Source organism: Nitrosomonas sp. PY1 (assembly GCF_022836435.1).
Classification (GTDB): domain Bacteria; phylum Pseudomonadota; class Gammaproteobacteria; order Burkholderiales; family Nitrosomonadaceae; genus Nitrosomonas.
Genome location: NZ_BQXC01000001.1, coordinates 1,028,998 through 1,046,608 on the forward strand (window position 1 = coordinate 1,028,998; position 17,611 = coordinate 1,046,608).

Sequence of the window (17,611 nt, forward strand, 5' to 3'; positions counted from 1 at the left end):
GCTATCAATGGTATGCATATTGAGGCGAATCGAGCGCAGTCAATAAATACCGAGAAATTCTCTCGGTTGTGCAGAGGCTTATGTTTATTCAGTCAAATGTATATCATGAAATTTTGCTTGATTTATAGCTGTTGATTTTGTTCTTTTCATGTTGGCGAGATAGTAGTAACTTTGAAATTGCATTAGCTTTAATTGGCTTGCTAAATAGAAATCCCTGCGCTTTTTCACAGCCAAGGTTTCTTGAGATATTTAATTGTTCCGGTTTTTCAACACCTTCAGCAATTATCTGGTGTCCCAGTTTTCGCCCCATTTCTATCATAGAACTTATCAAGATTAATGCTTGTTCATCGATCAGCATATCGTTAACAAAAAATTTGTCTATTTTTAGGTGGTCAACTTTAAGGTGCTTAAGTGAAGCAAAAGATGAATAACCTGTGCCGAAATCATCGATTGCTAATGACACACCCAGATCTTTTAAATCTTGAAAAATGGAAAGATTCCGCGGGTCGGTCTGCACGATATTTTCTGTAACTTCTAACTCCAATTCTATTGGGGCTATACCTATTTCCTCAATAATACGTTTAATTACTGATACAAACTCCTGGTCAAGAAAAAGGATTGGAGAAATGTTCACTGCCATGCGCAATGTGCGAACCCCCTCTTTTTTCCAGGCTACCAATTGACGGCAGGCTGTTCTTAATACCCATTCGGTCAGCGGTTTAATCATGCCGATTTTTTCAGCTGTAGCAATAAAATTAATTGGTGGGATTTGACCTAATTCTGGATGACGCCACCTCGACAATGCTTCAAAGCCAAAGATATTGCCAGTGCTTATTTCAATCTGAGGCTGATAAACGAGTGATAATTGTTGCTTTTCAATTGCTTCCCTAAGGTTTTGCTCAATTTGAAAACGATACTGCGCTTTCTGGGTAAGCTCCGTTTTATAGAAAGCATACTGATTCTTTCCATTTTCCTTCGCTTTATAAAGCGAGGTATCGCTTGCCTTTAACAGTGATGAAAAATCTTTTCCATCATCAGGGAAATATGCAATACCAATACTGCAAGAGGGTGTGAGTTTTCTGGAATAAATCTCGATTGGTTGCGCGATTGCATGAAGACAACGTTTTGCAATATTGGTGGCGTAGCTATCTTCTATTTCTTCAACGAGAATGCAGAACTCATCGCCACCAATGCGTGCAATAAAGTCAACTTCATGGCACGTGTGTATCAGGCGCTTCGCTATAGTCTTAAGAAGCAGGTCACCCGCATCGTGCCCCATGCTGTCGTTAATGCTCTTGAAATCGTCTAGATCAATATAGAGCAATGCAAAACAATGATTATGCCGAGTCGATGTCTTGGTTATTTCTTCGATGCGTTGAGAAAAAGAGGCACGGCTCGGAAGCCCTGTTAATTCATCGGTATAGGCTAGTATTCGTATGCGCTTCTGAGCTTGATCTCGCTCCATGACTATCCCCGCCAATCTTGCTCCAGCTTTTAGATCTTTTAGTTCCTTTTCGTTAGGAAGTGCAGGGTGATTGTAGTACATACCGAAAGCACCTAAAATTTTCCCGCTGGAGTTACTAATGGGTTCAGACCAACAGCAACGCATTCCATGGGGGAGTGCTAAATGCTTGATTTCTTTCCATTTAGGGTCTGTTTCAATATTTTCGACGAGAACACGTTTTCCTGTATAAGTGGATGTTCCACACGAGCCAACATTGGGTCCATATTCCAGGCCATTTACTGCGTCACAATATTCTTTTGGTAGGCTTGGAGCTCCTCCATGCAGGAGTTTATTGCCTTCTAGCTCAAGCATAGAACATCGCATTCCAGGATGGCGAGCCTCGTACATCAAGGCAATTGCATCATAGATATCTGCTGCGGGCTGTCCTATGGCAATCATCTCAAGAATTTCTGTGTTTTTATTATCAGATAATTCTGTATTTTTACGCTCTGTTATATCGATATGTGTCCCAACCAAGCGAACCGGCTTATTATCAGATCCATGAGTTACAAGAAATGCACGGGATAACACATAAATCTCATGACCATCCTTATGACGTATACGCATTTCAACTTCATAGGAATCTGCTCGGCCAGCTATGTAGTCTTGAACTTTTTCCAAGACTCTGTTCTTGTCATCGGGATGAACCAAGTTTGCCCAGGTATCTAAGTTGTTACCAAGTTCGTTTTCTGCATAGCCCAGCATGCTTTTCCAGCGTGGCGAATAATAGACTTCATTCGTTTCAAGATTCCAGTCCCAAAGTCCATCATTAGCACCGCGCATTGCCAGAGAAAATCGCTCTTCACTGATATAAAGTTCGGTTGTACGTTTTTCTATTATTAGCTTGATGGCAGCCAATTCTGCATATAGCCGCTGTATTTCTTCAAGTAATTGAGGCTTGGATCGATTCATATAAGCCATAGATATTTTGATAACAGGCCAGTATCAAAGTTAACGGCAAAAATAGAGTAGGTAGTAGAAATTTAAACAAGCATTTAACAATAAACTATATTTGCCATTCTACTATTAGTGAAAGCATAATAGCACAATAGCCTCTTTTAGAACCATGGTTTTTTTATGTGAGGATCTTGTTTTGCTACATAAGGATTTTCACCACTTAGATTGTACCCTGGCGATCATATTTGGGCGGCTTGTATTACCTGTTCAAGACACTCAGTCAGCTTTTTGATGGTTATTCTGATATAGATATGATTAAACGTGAATCGGTTGACTGAGTATCAGCAGTGCAGTGGTGATTGCTTGCTCGGATGCTACTGCATCTGAGTTATAGCGCGATACTTCTGCCACCATCCACTGCAATCACCTGTCCAGTGATGTAGGGTGCATCTGTTATCAAGAAGCATACTGTTTTTGCGATATCATCGGGCTCGCCGCAACGTTTCAATAAAGTACCTGCAATCGTAGCTTGACGTTCCGATTCATCTGCCCATTTTCCTGTTTCCGGCCAAAGAATTGGGCCGGGCGATACGCCATTAACGCGTACTTCGGGTGCCATTTCAACTGCAAGTGAGCGCGTAAGTGCGAGCAAGCCGCCCTTGGCTGCGTTGTAAATTACATAGTTTCTCAAAGGTCGCTCAGTATGAATATCGATAATGTTTACAATGCAACCGTGTTGCTTTTTCAAATGAGTTGAAGCCGCTTGAGATAAAAATAACGGTGCGCGTAAATTGCTCCCGATGAGATCATGCCAATTTTCTTGCGTACATTCATTTAATGGTGTTGCGAAGAAGCTTGATGCATTGTTGACTAATCCGTCTAATTGTCCAAATTGTTGTACGGAGGATTCTATTAAATCTGGTAATCGCTGGTGATCGAGTAAATCGGCTTGAACCAACGCAACTGAGTTTTTGCGTTGTTGGTTTAGCTCTTTTTGCAAGGCACTAGCTTCTTTGAGGGAAGAATGGTAATGAATTACCAATTTAGCTCCGTGTGCATGTAATCGACGACAAATTGCCGCACCGACGCGTTTTGCGCCTCCTGTGATCAATATAACTTTGTTTTGCACATTCACTCCTTGAGTTGATTCTCGAGATGACCTGCTAAACTAGCATTTTGTTGATGAATGTTTTTCTAAAATTTACCATAAATAAACTACTTGCTGATGTTGTTACAGACTACTTTACCACCGGCTGATGAGAATGCGCTGTCGCATAGTCATGCGCTAACATTGCTTATCCGGGAAAAAATTCATAATGCGGGAGGTTGGATATCTTTTGAGCAATTTATGAATCTGGCGTTGTATGCTCCGGGTTTGGGTTATTACAACGGTGGAGCTACTAAATTTGGATGGGCTGGCGATTTTACTACCGCTCCAGAAATATCTTCGTTGTTTGGGCGTACGTTGGCGCGACAGTTGATGCAAATTGCGGAACAATTAAATCCGTTCAATATTTTGGAATTCGGTGCGGGGTCGGGTCAATTGGCGTCGGATATTTTGTTGGCTCTCGAGCAATTCGACCACTTGCCGGAAAAATATCTGATACTGGAGGTTAGCGCGGAGTTACGTGAACGCCAAAGAAACTGGTTTTTGGAAAAAATACCGCATTTGATGTCGCGTATCGAGTTTTTACAGCAATTGCCCATGCAGTTTAACGGTGCGATACTTGCGAACGAAGTGCTTGATGCGATGCCTGTTCATATGATTGTGTGGCAGCAAGATCAGATTTTGGAGCGTGGTGTTATATGGGAAAATGAACAGTTAACCTGGCGAGATTATTTGATTCAAGATACGCAGTTGCTGGATACTGCACGCCGATTACAACCATGGATAATGGGCGATCATGATTCGAATAAAACCTTTCACTCTTATGTGAGCGAAATTAACCTGGCTGCTCGATATTTTTTGAAAAGCTTGTCGCAAATGTTGCAGCAGGGTGTGATGCTATTCATTGATTATGGTTTTGGGCGTAGCGAATATTATCACGCACAACGTAGTCAGGGCACTTTGATGTGTCATTATCGCCACCATGCACACGATGATCCATTAAACTTGCCTGGGCTGCAAGATATCACTAGCCACGTTGATTTCAGCGCGCTTATCGATGCAGCGGACAGTAATGGGCTCGATTTAATCGGTTATACTACGCAAGCACACTTTCTAATGAACTGTGGAATCACTGAAGTTTTGTTACAATCCGCTTCACCGGGTAGCGTAAATTATTTGTCTCAGGCAAATCAACTGCAAAAATTAGTGAGTCCTGCTGAAATGGGGGAATTGTTTAAAGTCATCGCTTTTGGAAAGCATATTTCGGAACCGCTGATTGGATTTCATCGGGGTGATCGAAGTCGTTTGTTATGAAGCGCAATATACACAATCAATCAATTAAAACGATTTAAAAATATACTGATATAAGCTCAGCGCACTGCTGAGTTTGAACTGTTCCGATGTCAAATCCTTTTACTCCTGAGCAACTTATCCGCAAAGAAATTTTTTCTCTTTCGGCTTATCATGTACCACCGGCAATCGGCATGATAAAGCTTGATGCGATGGAAAATCCTTATTTGCTTCCGATGTTCCTCCGCAAAGAAATTGCTTTGCTAGCTGAAAATGCTCCCATCAATCGCTATCCGGATGCGAGCGCTATGGCATTAAAGAAAACACTGCGCGATCATTTGAGAATATCGGATGAAATGGATATTTTGTTGGGTAATGGTTCAGATGAAATCATCCAGATGATAGCAATGGCAATTGCCAAACCCAATGCAGTATTGATGAGTGTTGAACCGGCTTTCGTCATGTTTCGTATGATTGCAACCTTTGCTAATACTCAATATGTTGGTGTGACGCTTAATAAAGATTTCACGATAGATCTCGATGCGATGCTATTTGCTATAGCAAAGCACAATCCGGCAGTAATTTTTCTGGCTTATCCAAATAATCCTACCGGGAATCTATTCGATGAGGAGGCTATTTTGCGTATTATTGCGGCAACTTCTGGTCTTGTCGTCATTGATGAGGCTTATCATGTGTTTGCCAATGCCAGCATGATAGACCGATTGGGTAGCTTCCCTAATGTACTGCTAATGCGTACTTTATCTAAAGTCGGATTGGCAGGATTGCGACTGGGGCTATTGGTAGGGCGCACACAATGGTTGCGGCACTTTGAAAAGATACGTTTGCCGTATAATATCAGTACCATGACACAATTGATTACAGAGAAAGTTTTGCAACATACTGACATATTATCGCAACAAGCTGATGCCATAAAATTAGAGCGTGTAAAAGTAAATGCATCGCTGAGTGCTATGAATGGTATTGAAGTTTTTCCTTCGCGCGCCAATTTTATTTTATTTCGCGTGAAAAATGCTGGTCAGGTATTTCAATCTTTGAAGCAACGTTGTATATTGATAAAAAATCTAGACGGTACTCACCCTCTATTAGAGAATTGCTTGCGTATTACAATAGGAATGCCTGAAGAAAATACACAATTTTGTTCAGCATTGCATGACATTATTAGCCAAACATAAATATCCTAACTCTACAAACGGTTACTCTTTTCGAATTCCTCAACGCAATATGCGCCAAGCCCAGGTTATAAGAAACACGCTGGAAACACAAATTAGTGTTACGCTAAATTTAGATGGTAGCGGTCGCTCCGATTTTAAGACCAGTGTTCCTTTTCTGGATCATATGCTCGACCAAATTGCCCGTCATGGCCTGATAGATCTGGAGATTACTGCAAAAGGTGATTTACATATTGATGCACATCACACAGTAGAAGATATCGGTATTTCATTAGGGCAAGGTTTTGCCAAGGCAGTTGGTGATAAGAAAGGATTGAGGCGTTATGGGCATGCCTACGTTCCTCTCGATGAAGCATTATCACGCGTTGTTATTGATTTGTCCGGGCGCCCTGGATTGGTATTCAATGTGAATTTCTCGCGCGCGCGTATTGGTGATTTTGATGTTGATTTGATTCAAGAGTTTTTTCAGGGATTCGTTAATCATGCGGGCGCTACAGTGCATATTGAAAATTTGTATGGGAGGAATGCACATCACCAGGCCGAAACGATTTTCAAAGCTTTTGGGCGGGCTTTGCGAGTTGCCGTCGAACAAGATCCAGTAATGTCGGATGTGATTCCATCAACTAAAGGTAGTTTATAAAGTATTTTTTGAGTAATAGATTGTGACTGATATTGCAATTGTTGATTATGGGATGGGTAATCTTCGCTCCGTCCATAAAGCTTTGGAACATGTTGCACCCAATGCCTCGATCGTAGTGACGAATGATCCGCGCGAAGTCGAGAAAGCTGATCGAGTCGTTGTTCCGGGGCAAGGCGCTATGCGTAATTGCATGCATGAGCTGGAGATGTGTGGATTACGTCAAGCAGTTATAAGGGCTGCAGAATGTAAGCCTTTTCTTGGCATCTGTATTGGTCTGCAAATGTTGTTTGAGGAAAGCGAGGAGGGGCATACTGCGGGGTTAAATATACTGCCTGGCAAGGTTGTCCGTTTTCCAGAGTCGGCTATGAATACAGCCGATGGAGAAAAATTAAAAGTGCCACACATGGGGTGGAATCAGGTCTATCAAACTATGATGCATCCGCTGTGGGACGGTATTCGAGAGGACGCACGATTTTACTTTGTTCACAGTTATTATGTTGAAACGCCGGATGTTACATCGATTGTCGGTCGTAGTCACTATCCAATGCCGTTTACTTGTGCGGTTGCTAAAGATAATCTTTTTGCGGTACAGTTTCATCCTGAGAAAAGCCAGTCGGCTGGTTTGATGCTATTGAGTAATTTTGCCAAATGGGTACCGTAATCAGTCATTCCGAGAGTTAGGTAAATTAATAAGTACTTTTCACGCATTAATCTTGATAAATCATGTTGATAATTCCAGCAATCGATCTTAAAGACGGTGATTGTGTTCGTCTCAAGCAGGGCGTCATGGAGGACGCAACAATATTCTCCAAAAAACCGGGCGATATGGCTTTACACTGGCTAAATCAAGGAGCTAGGAGGCTGCACTTGGTTGATTTGAATGGGGCATTGGCAGGAAAACCTAAAAATGAACCGACAATTCGTGAAATCGTGCAAGCCATTAATGGTCAAATTCCAATTCAACTTGGTGGTGGTATACGTGATTTGGATACTATTGAACGTTACCTGGATGGTGGTATCAGTTATATGATTATTGGCACGGCTGCTATTAAAATACCGGGGTTTTTGCATGATGCATGCTACGCTTTCCCGGGGCAAATCATGGTCGGACTAGATGCGAAAGAAGGTAAAGTTGCGGTTGATGGGTGGTCAAAAATAACTGGACATGATGTCGTTGATCTTGCGAAGAAATTTGAAGATTATGGTATCGAGGCCATCATTTATACGGATATCGGTCGAGATGGAATGCTCAGTGGTTTGAATACACAAGCTACGAGTGATTTAGCCAGACAACTTACAGTACCAGTAATTGCTAGTGGTGGCATTACCAATATTGAAGATGTTCATAAGTTGTGCGAAATCGAGTCGGAAGGAATCATTGGTGCAATTACGGGACGTGCTATTTATGAAGGCTCATTAGATTTCAAAGAAGCTCAGGTTTTGGCAGATATACTGAGTGTTGGCAATACGGCTTCTTGATACTCTTGTTTATTTAATACCTTATTACACCATAATCCTCTTTATTTTTCCCCTATAACTATAACGCATTCGTTGTTAAATGAGCCTTGCCAAACGTATTATTCCATGCCTGGATGTCACCGATGGGCGTGTTGTGAAAGGTGTTAATTTTGTTGAATTACGTGATGCCGGAGATCCCGTTGAGATTTCGCGACGTTATGATGAACAAGGGGCAGATGAACTGACTTTTCTTGATATCACGGCAAGCTCGGATAATCGTGATTTAATTTTGCATATCATCGAAGCCGTTGCTGCAAAGGTATTTATACCTTTGACCGTTGGAGGGGGAGTGCGTCAGGTTGAAGATATTCGTAGACTACTGAATGCCGGCGCAGATAAGGTGAGTATCAATACTTCTGCGATTATGAACCCACAGCTAATTGCCGAAGCATCTGATCATTACGGTTCGCAATGTATTGTCGTAGCGATCGATGCGAAAAAAGTCAATGTGCTAGGCGATGCATCGCGCTGGGAGGTATTTACACATGGTGGTCGTAAAGCTACAGGTATTGATGCCATTGGGTGGGCAAAAAAAATGCAGGCGCTAGGCGCTGGTGAAATCTTGCTGACTAGTATGGATCGAGATGGTACGCGCAATGGTTTTGATATCGAATTAACGCACGCAATATCTGATGCAGTCAGTATTCCAGTCATCGCCAGTGGTGGCGTTGGAAATCTTGATCACTTAGTGGACGGCATTCTGCGAGGCCGTGCCGATGCCGTATTGGCAGCCAGTATTTTTCATTATGGAGAGTTTACTGTGCAACAAGCTAAGGAATATATGCAGCAGCATGGTATCGAAGTTCGATTGTGATGTTAGAATGACGGCTTATTGCGATAGTGATTGCTGCAATCTTTAATCTTCAGTGCTAAATTATAATAATACAAATATGTCGGATGCGTGGCTTAATAAAATTAATTGGTCTGATGATGGCTTGATACCCGTTATAGCCCAAGAGGTTGATACAGGTAAAGTATTGATGTTTGCTTGGATGAATCGAGATGGATTGAAGCTCACAGTCGAGAAAAAAGAAGCGGTTTATTGGTCCCGTTCTCGCAAAAAATTGTGGCATAAGGGCGAAGAATCTGGTCATACGCAAAAAATAAAAGCTATTTATCTGGATTGCGACGAGGATGTATTGCTTTTAGTCGTTGAGCAAACGGGCGGAATTGCTTGTCATACAGGAAGACATCATTGTTTTTTTCAAAAATTGGAAGATGGTGAATGGGTTATTTCCGATCCAGTTATTAAAGACCCGGAGTATATATACGCCAAATGAGTCACTCGACAGTCTTAGACCGACTTGCGCAGTCCATTGAAGCCAGAAAGCATGGAGATGCTGAAACTTCTTATGTGGCGAAATTGTTACAGAGTGGTCAGGATAAAATCTTAAAGAAAATCGCTGAGGAATCTGCAGAGACATTGATGGCTTCGAAAGATGGTGATGTACACCAAGTAGTATATGAAACTGCTGATCTATGGTTTCATTGTATGATACTACTGGCTCATCATAATCTAAGTCCTGATGATGTATTTAAAGAGCTTGAGAGACGCGAGGGAGTTTCTGGTATCACAGAGAAGAAATCGAGAATAACCTGATTGGGCACTTATGGATAACTGTATATTTTGTAAAATTATCAGAAAAGAGATTCCATGCAACAAAATTTACGAGGATACTGATATCATCATTTTTAATGATATCAATCCGGCTGCTCCAGTACATTTTTTAATGATCCCCAAACAACACATCGATTCTCTTTATGATACTCAAGATGATCAACAGAGTCTTTTAGGTAAGATGCTGCTATTGGCGCCTAAATTGGCAAAAGAGCAGGGTTGTGAAGATGGGTTTCGTGTTGTAATTAATACGGGTCGTGTAGGTGGGCAAGAAGTTTTCCATTTACATATTCATGTTATTGGTGGCAGAGAGCGACTGGCTCCTATGATACATTCAAATTAAAGATGCTGTGTTGTCTTGCGTTAATCCATTCTAAGGAGAGCTAATGGGCACATTTAGTATTTGGCACTGGCTTATCGTACTAATTATTGTGGTGTTGGTATTTGGCACCAAGAAATTACGTAATTTAGGAAGTGATTTGGGCGGTGCGCTAAAAGGATTTAAAGATGGCATGAAAGAAGCGGACACGAGCCATTCTACTGCTTCGACTCAAAAAACCGACGATCGTATCATTGATGTGCAAGCAAAAAGAGAAGATGCAGCACAAGCCTTTCACGATAATATCAACAAAGAACAGTCTAATAATTCTGCTTCATCGGTAAAAACGGACCATCATAACACCACTGTAAAATAATGTTTTTCAATTCGCGCAATCTCTAGATTGTAGAATAAAAATTATGTTTGATATCAGTTTTATGGAGTTATTGGTTATTTCTTTAGTTGCATTGATTGTGATCGGTCCTGAACGGCTTCCGATCGTGGCTAAAACACTGGGTAATTTGTATGGCCGCTGTCGTAGTTTTGTGTATAGCGTCAGAACTGATATCCATAATGAAATACGTATGGAAGAATTGAAAGAAATGCAATCTTCTATTGAAGAAACGGTTCATTCTGTAGAGCAGTCTGCGCAACATAATATCAATCAAATCAAAGCAGGTCTCGCAGGTGATTCTATCCGAGAGGAAGACTTATCTTCGCGAACAAATACAAATCAGGCTGTCACAAAACCTCAAGCCGATACTTCAGCTAAGCATGATTCGAGCAATGGATAGCTTGATTGCAGTAATAATACAGCGATGATTGAAGGCTCATTACTATCGCATTTAGTTGAATTACGCACCAGAACCATACGTATTTTGGGTGTCATCATGCTAGGGTTTCTCCCATGCGCTTTTTTTGCTCGTGAGCTATATACTTTACTTGCTCAACCACTTTTAGAAAAACTACCGCAAGGCGGGCAAATGATTGCTACCGATGTGGCAACTCCGTTTTTTGTACCGATGAAAGTTGCTTTGATGGTTGCTTTCGTATTAACGCTACCACATACTTTGTATCAAATCTGGGCTTTTGTTGCGCCTGGGTTGTATGCGCATGAAAGGCGCTTGGCTGTGCCATTGGTTGTTGGCAGCAGCTTACTGTTTTTTTCGGGGATGGCTTTTGCCTACTTCGCCGCTTTGCCATTGGTGTTTGAGTTCATTACCTATTTTGCTCCAGAAGGTGTTGCCGTTATGACGGATATTGGTAATTACCTGAGCTTTGTATTGTCCATGTTTTTGGCGTTTGGTATTACGTTTGAAGTACCGGTGTTTGTTATTATTCTGGTTAGAACCGGTGTGATTACTATTGAGAAACTCAAAGAAATTCGTCCTTATGTTATCGTATCAGCGTTTGTCATTGCGGCTATTTTCACGCCTCCCGATGTTATTTCACAATTTATGCTAGCAGTGCCGCTATGCCTGCTATATGAATTGGGCATAATCGTTGCAACTATTATTGCTTCCAAAGATAGCGCTGCTGTCCAATCTGCAACTTCATCAGAACAATCTGAACAAAATAGTAAAGAGTAGAATAGCCCTACAGAAACAAATTAATCGATCGTTTGATTGATTACTATCTGGTTAATAATAAGAAACACGAAACCAATACACGGGATTCTTATCCAAGTGTCGTGAAAGCGGATGTTTTCTGATAATCGTACCAAGGAGAGTATCAATGTCGAAGAATAAGTTTCTGGGTCGCGTTAAGCGTGCACCGCTAGCTTGGTGTGTGGTTACTATGATACCGATATTTTTCGCGCAACTTGTTATGGCGCAAGCTCCGGGGATTCGCAATCCTGTCGATGCAAATCAATCACAACAACCGGTCATGTCAACATCGCCCGAAAATTTACAGGAATCTAAAACTAAGTCAACTCGGAAAATTCACCGTATCGGCACTGCCATTCCTGCATCACCCAACGCGGTCAGTATTAAAAGCACTGAAGCTGGTATGATTCGTAGATCTGCGACATTACCATCATCCTCAGGTTGCACAAACTGCGGTATTGTCGATTTTGTTAGTCAATCTCTGCAAGGCAATCAAATGAACGCTATTGTCACTGGTGTTGTAGCTGGAACAGTTGCAAGAGAAGTCATTCACTCTAGGAATGCAGAGAGCAACCTCAATTCTCCTTATCATGTCGGCATTACATTAAATGATGGTCGACAGGCTGTCATTGCGTTACCCGATGCATCCAATTTGCAGCAAGGTGATCGCATTAAACTTATTGACGGTACATTATTCATTGATCGTGAGTAATGTATATGGCCGGTGAGTACAGTATCGAACACGGATTTGCGGCAAAATATTTCTCTGAAGGTTGACGGGGACGTCTACATACTTTTTTGTGATGACATGTAACCGCGAGGATCTCTGAAAACGCTCGAGTAGTATTACAACTTCTACGCGTTACATTGTTTTTCTAAACAACTCTACTAAAAATTGATATAACAATGATCCACCATAAGCTATAGCAAGGATCGTAGCTATTGCGGCAAAACCGTATAAAATTTTGTTAATCATCATCTATTTAAATTTCTCTGAGTTATATTCTATTAGTTGTAATTGTTGATGGTGTTTTTGAGGTGCCTTCTGATTGGCTAGCGACATAAGCATAGCTCGCCGTTATTATTGATTTTGTAGAAGGAATTTCTTTGATTTTAGCTTGACATACTGCGATATTCGTAAGTACTTGATGGTATCGAAAATACCATACGAAGTGATAGTATGTGTAGATTTCTTATGATACAGTAGGAAGACATGAAATCTTACAAAGGCTAATAAATTCAGAGGATTTGATGCGTTTATTTAAATTTGAAATGGTGCCCGGAGCCGGAGTCGAACCGGCACGGGCGGTTTAAGCCCGAGGGATTTTAAGTCCCTTGTTATGTTATTGAATATAAATGTATTTATAGACATATGCGTTCCGCAATTGAGTAAAAATTGATCATCTGAAAGCGTTTATCCATGCGGGCTCTTTTTGTTTTGCGGAACAGAATTTGATCATTTTGTGGGTGTAACCTTGCTACCTTTTCGCTCTCTAATGTAAGTTTCAGTCATGGTCACAGATGAGTGACCCAATTGTCTTTGCGCTTGTCTGATATCTCCGCTTGATTCTGCTTTGTCTGTTCCTGCTTTTGCTCTAATATCCCTGAATTGAAAGTCTTTCTTATTGATTCCAGCCAGCTCACGAGCTTTATCAAATTGACCACGGAAAGAATTGTAAGTGTACCTTTGCCCAGTATCATCGACTATTAAGTATAAGCTGCGGATTTTATAGAGTGATTTTCTATCGATTATTCTGGCAATTAGCAGTCTTAATTCACCTTCGATACTTATTCTTAGCTTAGCCCCAGTTTTGTTTTGTGTTACGGTTATCGATCCATCCTGGATGTCATGCTCGGTCATTTTAAGTACGTCTGATGGCCTTTGTCCTGTGAGATAAGCTAAGTCCATGGCGTCGCGCAACGGTTGGCTTGCTGCTTGATGCACGGCGTTATACATTGCATCATCAACATAAACGTTCTTGCGGCCAGCTTCTTTGAAGCCTTTGATTCCAGCGCATGGATTTGGCAGGTCAGTGTAACCCCATTCACGAGCTTTGTTCCAGATGTGACTTATTAGTGCCTTCTCGCGGTTAGCTCTAATCGTTTTTCGCCAATCTAGATACTGTCGGATATGGATCGGTTTGATTTCATGTAGCGGCGATGGTGGATTATCAAAGAATTTATAGATTTGCTGCAGCTCTCTTAGGTTGTCTTGCTGAGTCGCTTGTGCTTTGGTAGGAACAACTTCACGAACATAACGTTCTGCAACATATCTAAGTGTAATTATTTTTTGATGTTTTGGCTTTGCGTTGATCTGCAATTCAGTCCATTTTTTTACGGCCAAAGCGTAGTCATTACCGAGCGGAATTTCTTTGCGAGGCTTGCTGCCAGTGTCATAGTAGTACCATGTTTTTGCACCGCGTTTTCTAGCGCGCATTCCTTTCGGAAGATTAAAATTTCTTGAAGGTTTCCTGCCCATGTTTCAACACATTAGGTGCCCATGATTGTTCTTGTTTTATTGTTTGTATCCCGCCCTCAATCGCTGACTTCGGAACAACAGGGCGGCCTGCCGCATTGATGTAAAATAGTATTCCCATCTTGCGTAACGAGTCAATCTGCCTGGATTTTAGTTTCGATCCAGAAAGTTTTGCTACATCGTCGTCGTCAAGAAATATGCTCATTTTTTCGTCACAGAGGTACAAGCCGCCCATGCCTTTGTTAGTCTGATGGTTGCGTTAAGTGATTGAGTAATACGTCAACGACCGATTCCTTCCAGCGGATTTCATAATCAGAGTGACCGTTCCTGTGGAAAGGCTTCATCTCTCCGAATGCAGTACCAGCTTCAGTTAGTCGCCATTTTTTGTTATCGTCTTTATAGATCATTCCAATTTCGCAAAGCGTTATATTTACTGTTTTGGCGTTCATATTTAAATGTTTGCCAATTTCAGTGGCGTTAAGCATGGTTATATCGTCCAGTTTTACGGAAGGAATGGCTCGCATCAATTGGCTGACGTCTTCTCCAGTGCTAACTTTGATCTGATCAAAAGCATGCGCATAAGCCAATTCAGGCCTCAATCCTGGGATTGCTGATGCAAGTTATTTTGCCATCATTAGGTACATCTTGGCTTTAGTGGTTATGGATGGTATAGCTGGATTACGTTTTCTTGTTGTTACAGCGGACATTGATTGAGTTAATTGTCTTGCTTTTTTCTCGCACTCAATAAAATACATCCTGGCTTGCTTGCCCTTTTCGTTGCGCTCTACCATGGATAACTCTTTTGCCATGTCCAGGCTAATCGCATACTCAATTCTGCCTTGCTGTCCGTGAGATTCGTATCCCATTGATTCTAGGGCTACATTATTTTGTGAATTTGCAATTCCTCCAATATCGCCACCGTTTTCGGTCATTTTCATTCCGGCAGAGAGCTGCACTCGAACATAATCTCGACCTTCTATGAAACCGTAGTCAGTAATGCGCTTTTTTATCCAGTCATTAAATCGCACTCCAGACTCAAGGAAAGAATGCAGCTCACGAGCATTGATCGTTTGTACGGTTTCATTGCCAATTTCGGAATTAGATAATTTGATAATTTGATTCATGATTAAGCCTCCATGGATTTGGATTGTTGGTTTCTGATGGGGAATGGTATTACTGGGCAGCGAGTAAATTTTTCATTCAGCTTTGGGCAGCCTGAGATTACATTAATTGCTTTATAGAATATTTTTTGGTGGTCTTTTGACAGAGAATTTTTGTAGTCAAGAACTGACTTTTCCCACCTTTCATGATCCCTTCTCTTTCTAATTTCTGGATCAATAAAGATGATATTTGCAGCAACATTCTGAACTACCTTGATGGACTTGCGACGCGCGGACGTGCTTGTGGATTTGCTAGCCATGATCTTACGCTCCTTGTTATGGAGTTGACCGTCAGCAACATGCGGGCGGTCGGGTGCTAACAATCTGGCGTAAGTCAGACGGAGTAATTCCCCTTTCAGGTATTTTATTCCTCGCACACCCGACCATATGAAACTATGGACGAAAAAAAACCGCATACTGTCGGGCGCGGATGACCGCTTACGCTTTATTGGTGTTGTTAGCACCTGCCAGAAAGAGTAATTCAGATTAGTTGCGGTTGTCAACAAATTACTTTTCAGCATAATTAAACTAGTCCATAATCCAGAGTATGGATAAATTCATTGACATTGAATGCAGACGTGCCCTTAGAAAAATAATATCTGCTCAGATTAATACGCTTCGAGTGATCAGCGCATTGCATACAGGCGATCAGGAAAAAGATGCAATTGTAGAAAATGTAAAAAAAGCAACAGAAAATATAAACAAGACAATAGATAATATTGGCGATGCACTGAAAATTCTCAACGATGACGAATCTGATTAATATTGAATCTCGCCTTTCAGTGCTTGATAACACTAATAGAATTGAAAGACTAGCAAAACGCAAAGAATCATCGGGAGAGCCGCCGGATATGACTTTAGAGCCAAGAGTTGCTAAACTTGAAGCATCAGTATCACATATCGAATCTGATATTTCAGACATTAAATCTGATATCAGAGAATTACGTGCATCTGATACGAGAAATTTTCTGATAGTTTTTGGTGGCATCATTTCGTCAGCATTAGGATTAGCGTATATAATGGCTAAGGGTTTTGGCTGGTTAAGTTGATATGTAAAGAGCATTGTTAAGAATGCTGAAATATATTTCTCACTTATGCCCAAACTTAAACCAGGAACAATATGGCCTACGCCAGAAGAAGATGCCGCTATTACAGCAGCAGCAATGTCAGATCCAGATTCTTTGCCGCTGACTGATGAAGAGTTTTCCAAGATAAAACGAGTAGGGCGGCCACGTGCGATATTAACTAAAGAACGCATCTCTATCAGGCTATCACGAGATGTACTGGATGCATTTAGGTCTACAGGCATCGGATGGCAAACACGCATGAATGATGCTCTTGCAGAGTGGTTGCGTGAGCATCGTTCGTGATTGACTGGGCTAAAACGGAATATCATCGTCATCGTTGCTGACTCTCGATGCTTGATTGTTTTGTTTGTTACTTTGATTGCTGCCTAGCATCCGCATTTCGGAAGCAATGACCTGCGTTGTGTATCGATCAATACCGTTCTTGTCTGTCCATTTACGTGTTTCAAGTCGGCCTTCAACGTAAATTTGACTTCCTTTATTGAGATACTGCGATACGATTTCAGCGAGTTTCTTGTAGAAAACTACATTCACCCATTCTGTTTTTTCTTGTTTCTCACCGTTCTTGTCTTTCCAAGTTTCGCTGCATGCAATTGAAATGTTAGATACCGCATCGCCATTTTGCATATAACGAGTTTCAGGATCTTTGCCAAGGTTTCCTATGCCGATCCACTTATTAACTGATGCCATTCTTAACCTTCATTGCATGGAATCTGAATGAATTTCTTGATAAAAGCTTATTGTTTTGTTTTAAACGCGGAATCTTATTTTGATATTTCATAAATAATGTTTTGCTTTGTTATTCCTAAATCCATTAAATACTTGATATCTTTTATTAAATTTTCTTTCTGAGAACTATCGAGAGTATAAAATAATGACCTACTATCAATAACAGAATCGTTATTTCTTGCGGCATACAAACTCTCTGGAACTGGTGTAATTCCGAGGATTAGTTTGTAATGATCAGTAAGCGATTGGTTCATGTTAATTACACTCCTTCAATTCAATAAAACCGCACTCATCGGTACGAAAATCAGTTATGCAGATAGGAGCGCCTTCTTTTCCCCACCACTTATCCGCTCCCGATAAGACATCATCATTTAAATTCAGACTGCACTTAGTATTCGCGCACGATTGGCTGCAGAATGTTTTGTCTTTATAGCAGAGCATTGTTTTTCCAACTCAATGATTGCGCGAAT

The 17,611-nt window shown here is 41.2% G+C and carries 25 protein-coding genes and 1 tRNA gene; 16 read left to right on the forward strand and 10 right to left on the reverse strand.

Translation table 11 applies throughout. From position 1 onward, the window contains the following. Positions 1-103 precede the first annotated feature (103 nt). Positions 104-2,425, reverse strand: a complete 2,322-nt coding sequence (locus tag W03_RS04740; protein ID WP_244071878.1) for an EAL domain-containing protein — start codon at positions 2,423-2,425, stop codon at positions 104-106. Between the two features lie 364 nt (positions 2,426-2,789). Then, complete coding sequence (locus W03_RS04745; RefSeq protein WP_244071879.1) at positions 2,790-3,530, reverse strand: pteridine reductase; 741 nt, start codon at positions 3,528-3,530, stop codon at positions 2,790-2,792. A 96-nt stretch (positions 3,531-3,626) separates the two neighbouring features. Here W03_RS04745 and W03_RS04750 point away from each other — a divergent pair, with 96 nt between their 5' ends. From W03_RS04750 to W03_RS04810, 13 genes are all read left to right on the forward strand, one after another. Continuing rightward, positions 3,627-4,823 (forward strand): class I SAM-dependent methyltransferase, encoded by a 1,197-nt coding sequence (locus tag W03_RS04750; protein WP_244071880.1) that lies wholly within the window; start codon positions 3,627-3,629, stop codon positions 4,821-4,823. Between the two features lie 86 nt (positions 4,824-4,909). Then, complete coding sequence (gene hisC / locus W03_RS04755; protein WP_244071881.1) at positions 4,910-5,992, forward strand: histidinol-phosphate transaminase; 1,083 nt, start codon at positions 4,910-4,912, stop codon at positions 5,990-5,992. 49 nt (positions 5,993-6,041) lie between these two features. Next, the gene (gene hisB, locus W03_RS04760; RefSeq protein ID WP_244071882.1) at positions 6,042-6,629 is read left to right on the forward strand and encodes an imidazoleglycerol-phosphate dehydratase HisB; all 588 of its coding nucleotides are present in this window, start codon (positions 6,042-6,044) and stop codon (positions 6,627-6,629) included. A gap of 22 nt (positions 6,630-6,651) precedes the next feature. Beyond that, positions 6,652-7,290, forward strand: a complete 639-nt coding sequence (hisH, locus tag W03_RS04765) for an imidazole glycerol phosphate synthase subunit HisH (protein WP_244071883.1) — start codon at positions 6,652-6,654, stop codon at positions 7,288-7,290. A gap of 62 nt (positions 7,291-7,352) precedes the next feature. Beyond that, entirely contained in the window at positions 7,353-8,108 is a 756-nt protein-coding gene (gene hisA, locus W03_RS04770) for a 1-(5-phosphoribosyl)-5-[(5-phosphoribosylamino)methylideneamino]imidazole-4-carboxamide isomerase (protein WP_244071884.1), read from the forward strand. Positions 8,109-8,187: 79 nt separating this feature from the next. Next, on the forward strand, positions 8,188-8,961 hold the full coding sequence (hisF, locus tag W03_RS04775; protein ID WP_244071885.1) for an imidazole glycerol phosphate synthase subunit HisF: 774 nt from the start codon (positions 8,188-8,190) through the stop codon (positions 8,959-8,961). A gap of 76 nt (positions 8,962-9,037) precedes the next feature. After that, complete coding sequence (gene hisI / locus W03_RS04780) at positions 9,038-9,427, forward strand: phosphoribosyl-AMP cyclohydrolase (protein WP_244071886.1); 390 nt, start codon at positions 9,038-9,040, stop codon at positions 9,425-9,427. Continuing rightward, positions 9,424-9,747 (forward strand): phosphoribosyl-ATP diphosphatase, encoded by a 324-nt coding sequence (locus tag W03_RS04785; protein ID WP_244071887.1) that lies wholly within the window; start codon positions 9,424-9,426, stop codon positions 9,745-9,747. Before hisI ends, W03_RS04785 begins: the two co-directional genes overlap by 4 nt. A 10-nt stretch (positions 9,748-9,757) precedes the next feature. Continuing rightward, the gene (locus W03_RS04790; protein ID WP_244071888.1) at positions 9,758-10,108 is read left to right on the forward strand and encodes a histidine triad nucleotide-binding protein; all 351 of its coding nucleotides are present in this window, start codon (positions 9,758-9,760) and stop codon (positions 10,106-10,108) included. A 43-nt stretch (positions 10,109-10,151) separates the two neighbouring features. Then, a complete protein-coding gene (tatA, locus tag W03_RS04795) occupies positions 10,152-10,460 on the forward strand; it encodes a Sec-independent protein translocase subunit TatA (RefSeq protein ID WP_375792711.1) in 309 nt (102 codons plus the stop codon). A 43-nt stretch (positions 10,461-10,503) separates the two neighbouring features. Continuing rightward, positions 10,504-10,878: a Sec-independent protein translocase protein TatB gene (gene tatB / locus W03_RS04800; protein WP_244071889.1), complete on the forward strand. Its 375-nt coding sequence runs from the start codon at positions 10,504-10,506 to the stop codon at positions 10,876-10,878. Between the two features lie 24 nt (positions 10,879-10,902). Continuing rightward, positions 10,903-11,673 carry a twin-arginine translocase subunit TatC gene (gene tatC / locus W03_RS04805; RefSeq protein WP_244071890.1) on the forward strand — a complete coding sequence of 257 codons (771 nt, stop codon included), beginning with the start codon at positions 10,903-10,905 and terminating at the stop codon, positions 11,671-11,673. Positions 11,674-11,818: 145 nt separating this feature from the next. Beyond that, positions 11,819-12,403: a hypothetical protein gene (locus tag W03_RS04810; protein WP_244071891.1), complete on the forward strand. Its 585-nt coding sequence runs from the start codon at positions 11,819-11,821 to the stop codon at positions 12,401-12,403. A gap of 561 nt (positions 12,404-12,964) precedes the next feature. Here W03_RS04810 and W03_RS04815 read toward each other — a convergent pair. The 6 genes from W03_RS04815 to W03_RS04840 form a co-directional block, all read right to left on the reverse strand. Beyond that, a tRNA-Leu gene (locus W03_RS04815) sits at positions 12,965-13,119 on the reverse strand. A 28-nt stretch (positions 13,120-13,147) separates the two neighbouring features. Beyond that, entirely contained in the window at positions 13,148-14,128 is a 981-nt protein-coding gene (locus W03_RS04820; protein ID WP_244071892.1) for a tyrosine-type recombinase/integrase, read from the reverse strand. Between the two features lie 13 nt (positions 14,129-14,141). After that, entirely contained in the window at positions 14,142-14,372 is a 231-nt protein-coding gene (locus W03_RS04825; RefSeq protein WP_244071893.1) for a DUF4224 domain-containing protein, read from the reverse strand. Between the two features lie 37 nt (positions 14,373-14,409). Continuing rightward, a complete protein-coding gene (locus W03_RS04830) occupies positions 14,410-14,754 on the reverse strand; it encodes a hypothetical protein (protein WP_244071894.1) in 345 nt (114 codons plus the stop codon). Between the two features lie 33 nt (positions 14,755-14,787). Then, complete coding sequence (locus tag W03_RS04835) at positions 14,788-15,291, reverse strand: antA/AntB antirepressor family protein (RefSeq protein WP_244071895.1); 504 nt, start codon at positions 15,289-15,291, stop codon at positions 14,788-14,790. Positions 15,292-15,293: 2 nt separating this feature from the next. After that, positions 15,294-15,587, reverse strand: a complete 294-nt coding sequence (locus W03_RS04840) for a hypothetical protein (protein ID WP_244071896.1) — start codon at positions 15,585-15,587, stop codon at positions 15,294-15,296. A 287-nt stretch (positions 15,588-15,874) separates the two neighbouring features. Between W03_RS04840 and W03_RS04845 the strand changes: the two genes are divergently transcribed. The 3 genes from W03_RS04845 to W03_RS04855 are packed head-to-tail and all read left to right on the forward strand — an operon-like array spanning position 15,875 to position 16,697. Beyond that, positions 15,875-16,090 carry a hypothetical protein gene (locus W03_RS04845; RefSeq protein WP_244071897.1) on the forward strand — a complete coding sequence of 72 codons (216 nt, stop codon included), beginning with the start codon at positions 15,875-15,877 and terminating at the stop codon, positions 16,088-16,090. After that, positions 16,074-16,376, forward strand: coding sequence for a hypothetical protein (locus tag W03_RS04850; RefSeq protein WP_244071898.1), 303 nt, complete (start codon positions 16,074-16,076; stop codon positions 16,374-16,376). The genes W03_RS04845 and W03_RS04850 overlap by 17 nt, the downstream gene beginning before the upstream one ends. Positions 16,377-16,421: 45 nt before the next feature. After that, positions 16,422-16,697: a BrnA antitoxin family protein gene (locus W03_RS04855; RefSeq protein ID WP_244071899.1), complete on the forward strand. Its 276-nt coding sequence runs from the start codon at positions 16,422-16,424 to the stop codon at positions 16,695-16,697. A 9-nt stretch (positions 16,698-16,706) separates the two neighbouring features. Here the strand turns inward: W03_RS04855 and W03_RS04860 are convergent, their stop codons facing one another. Together W03_RS04860 and W03_RS04865 are read right to left on the reverse strand one after the other, a co-directional pair. After that, positions 16,707-17,102 (reverse strand): single-stranded DNA-binding protein, encoded by a 396-nt coding sequence (locus W03_RS04860; RefSeq protein WP_244071900.1) that lies wholly within the window; start codon positions 17,100-17,102, stop codon positions 16,707-16,709. A gap of 74 nt (positions 17,103-17,176) precedes the next feature. Next, positions 17,177-17,395, reverse strand: a complete 219-nt coding sequence (locus W03_RS04865; protein ID WP_244071901.1) for a hypothetical protein — start codon at positions 17,393-17,395, stop codon at positions 17,177-17,179. Between the last annotated feature and the right edge of the window lie 216 nt (positions 17,396-17,611).

Coding starts and splice junctions, on each gene's coding strand:
- W03_RS04740 (WP_244071878.1), bottom strand. CDS start 2,425: ATGGCTTATATGAATCGATCCAAGCCTCAATTACTTGAAGAAATACAG.
- W03_RS04750 (WP_244071880.1), top strand. CDS start 3,627: ATGTTGTTACAGACTACTTTACCACCGGCTGATGAGAATGCGCTGTCG.
- hisC (WP_244071881.1), top strand. CDS start 4,910: ATGTCAAATCCTTTTACTCCTGAGCAACTTATCCGCAAAGAAATTTTT.
- hisB (WP_244071882.1), top strand. CDS start 6,042: ATGCGCCAAGCCCAGGTTATAAGAAACACGCTGGAAACACAAATTAGT.
- hisA (WP_244071884.1), top strand. CDS start 7,353: ATGTTGATAATTCCAGCAATCGATCTTAAAGACGGTGATTGTGTTCGT.
- hisF (WP_244071885.1), top strand. CDS start 8,188: ATGAGCCTTGCCAAACGTATTATTCCATGCCTGGATGTCACCGATGGG.
- hisI (WP_244071886.1), top strand. CDS start 9,038: ATGTCGGATGCGTGGCTTAATAAAATTAATTGGTCTGATGATGGCTTG.
- W03_RS04785 (WP_244071887.1), top strand. CDS start 9,424: ATGAGTCACTCGACAGTCTTAGACCGACTTGCGCAGTCCATTGAAGCC.
- W03_RS04790 (WP_244071888.1), top strand. CDS start 9,758: ATGGATAACTGTATATTTTGTAAAATTATCAGAAAAGAGATTCCATGC.
- tatA (WP_375792711.1), top strand. CDS start 10,152: ATGGGCACATTTAGTATTTGGCACTGGCTTATCGTACTAATTATTGTG.
- tatB (WP_244071889.1), top strand. CDS start 10,504: ATGTTTGATATCAGTTTTATGGAGTTATTGGTTATTTCTTTAGTTGCA.
- tatC (WP_244071890.1), top strand. CDS start 10,903: ATGATTGAAGGCTCATTACTATCGCATTTAGTTGAATTACGCACCAGA.
- W03_RS04810 (WP_244071891.1), top strand. CDS start 11,819: ATGTCGAAGAATAAGTTTCTGGGTCGCGTTAAGCGTGCACCGCTAGCT.
- W03_RS04820 (WP_244071892.1), bottom strand. CDS start 14,128: ATGCGCGCTAGAAAACGCGGTGCAAAAACATGGTACTACTATGACACT.
- W03_RS04825 (WP_244071893.1), bottom strand. CDS start 14,372: ATGAGCATATTTCTTGACGACGACGATGTAGCAAAACTTTCTGGATCG.
- W03_RS04835 (WP_244071895.1), bottom strand. CDS start 15,291: ATGAATCAAATTATCAAATTATCTAATTCCGAAATTGGCAATGAAACC.
- W03_RS04840 (WP_244071896.1), bottom strand. CDS start 15,587: ATGGCTAGCAAATCCACAAGCACGTCCGCGCGTCGCAAGTCCATCAAG.
- W03_RS04845 (WP_244071897.1), top strand. CDS start 15,875: ATGGATAAATTCATTGACATTGAATGCAGACGTGCCCTTAGAAAAATA.
- W03_RS04850 (WP_244071898.1), top strand. CDS start 16,074: ATGACGAATCTGATTAATATTGAATCTCGCCTTTCAGTGCTTGATAAC.
- W03_RS04855 (WP_244071899.1), top strand. CDS start 16,422: ATGCCCAAACTTAAACCAGGAACAATATGGCCTACGCCAGAAGAAGAT.
- W03_RS04860 (WP_244071900.1), bottom strand. CDS start 17,102: ATGGCATCAGTTAATAAGTGGATCGGCATAGGAAACCTTGGCAAAGAT.
- W03_RS04865 (WP_244071901.1), bottom strand. CDS start 17,395: ATGAACCAATCGCTTACTGATCATTACAAACTAATCCTCGGAATTACA.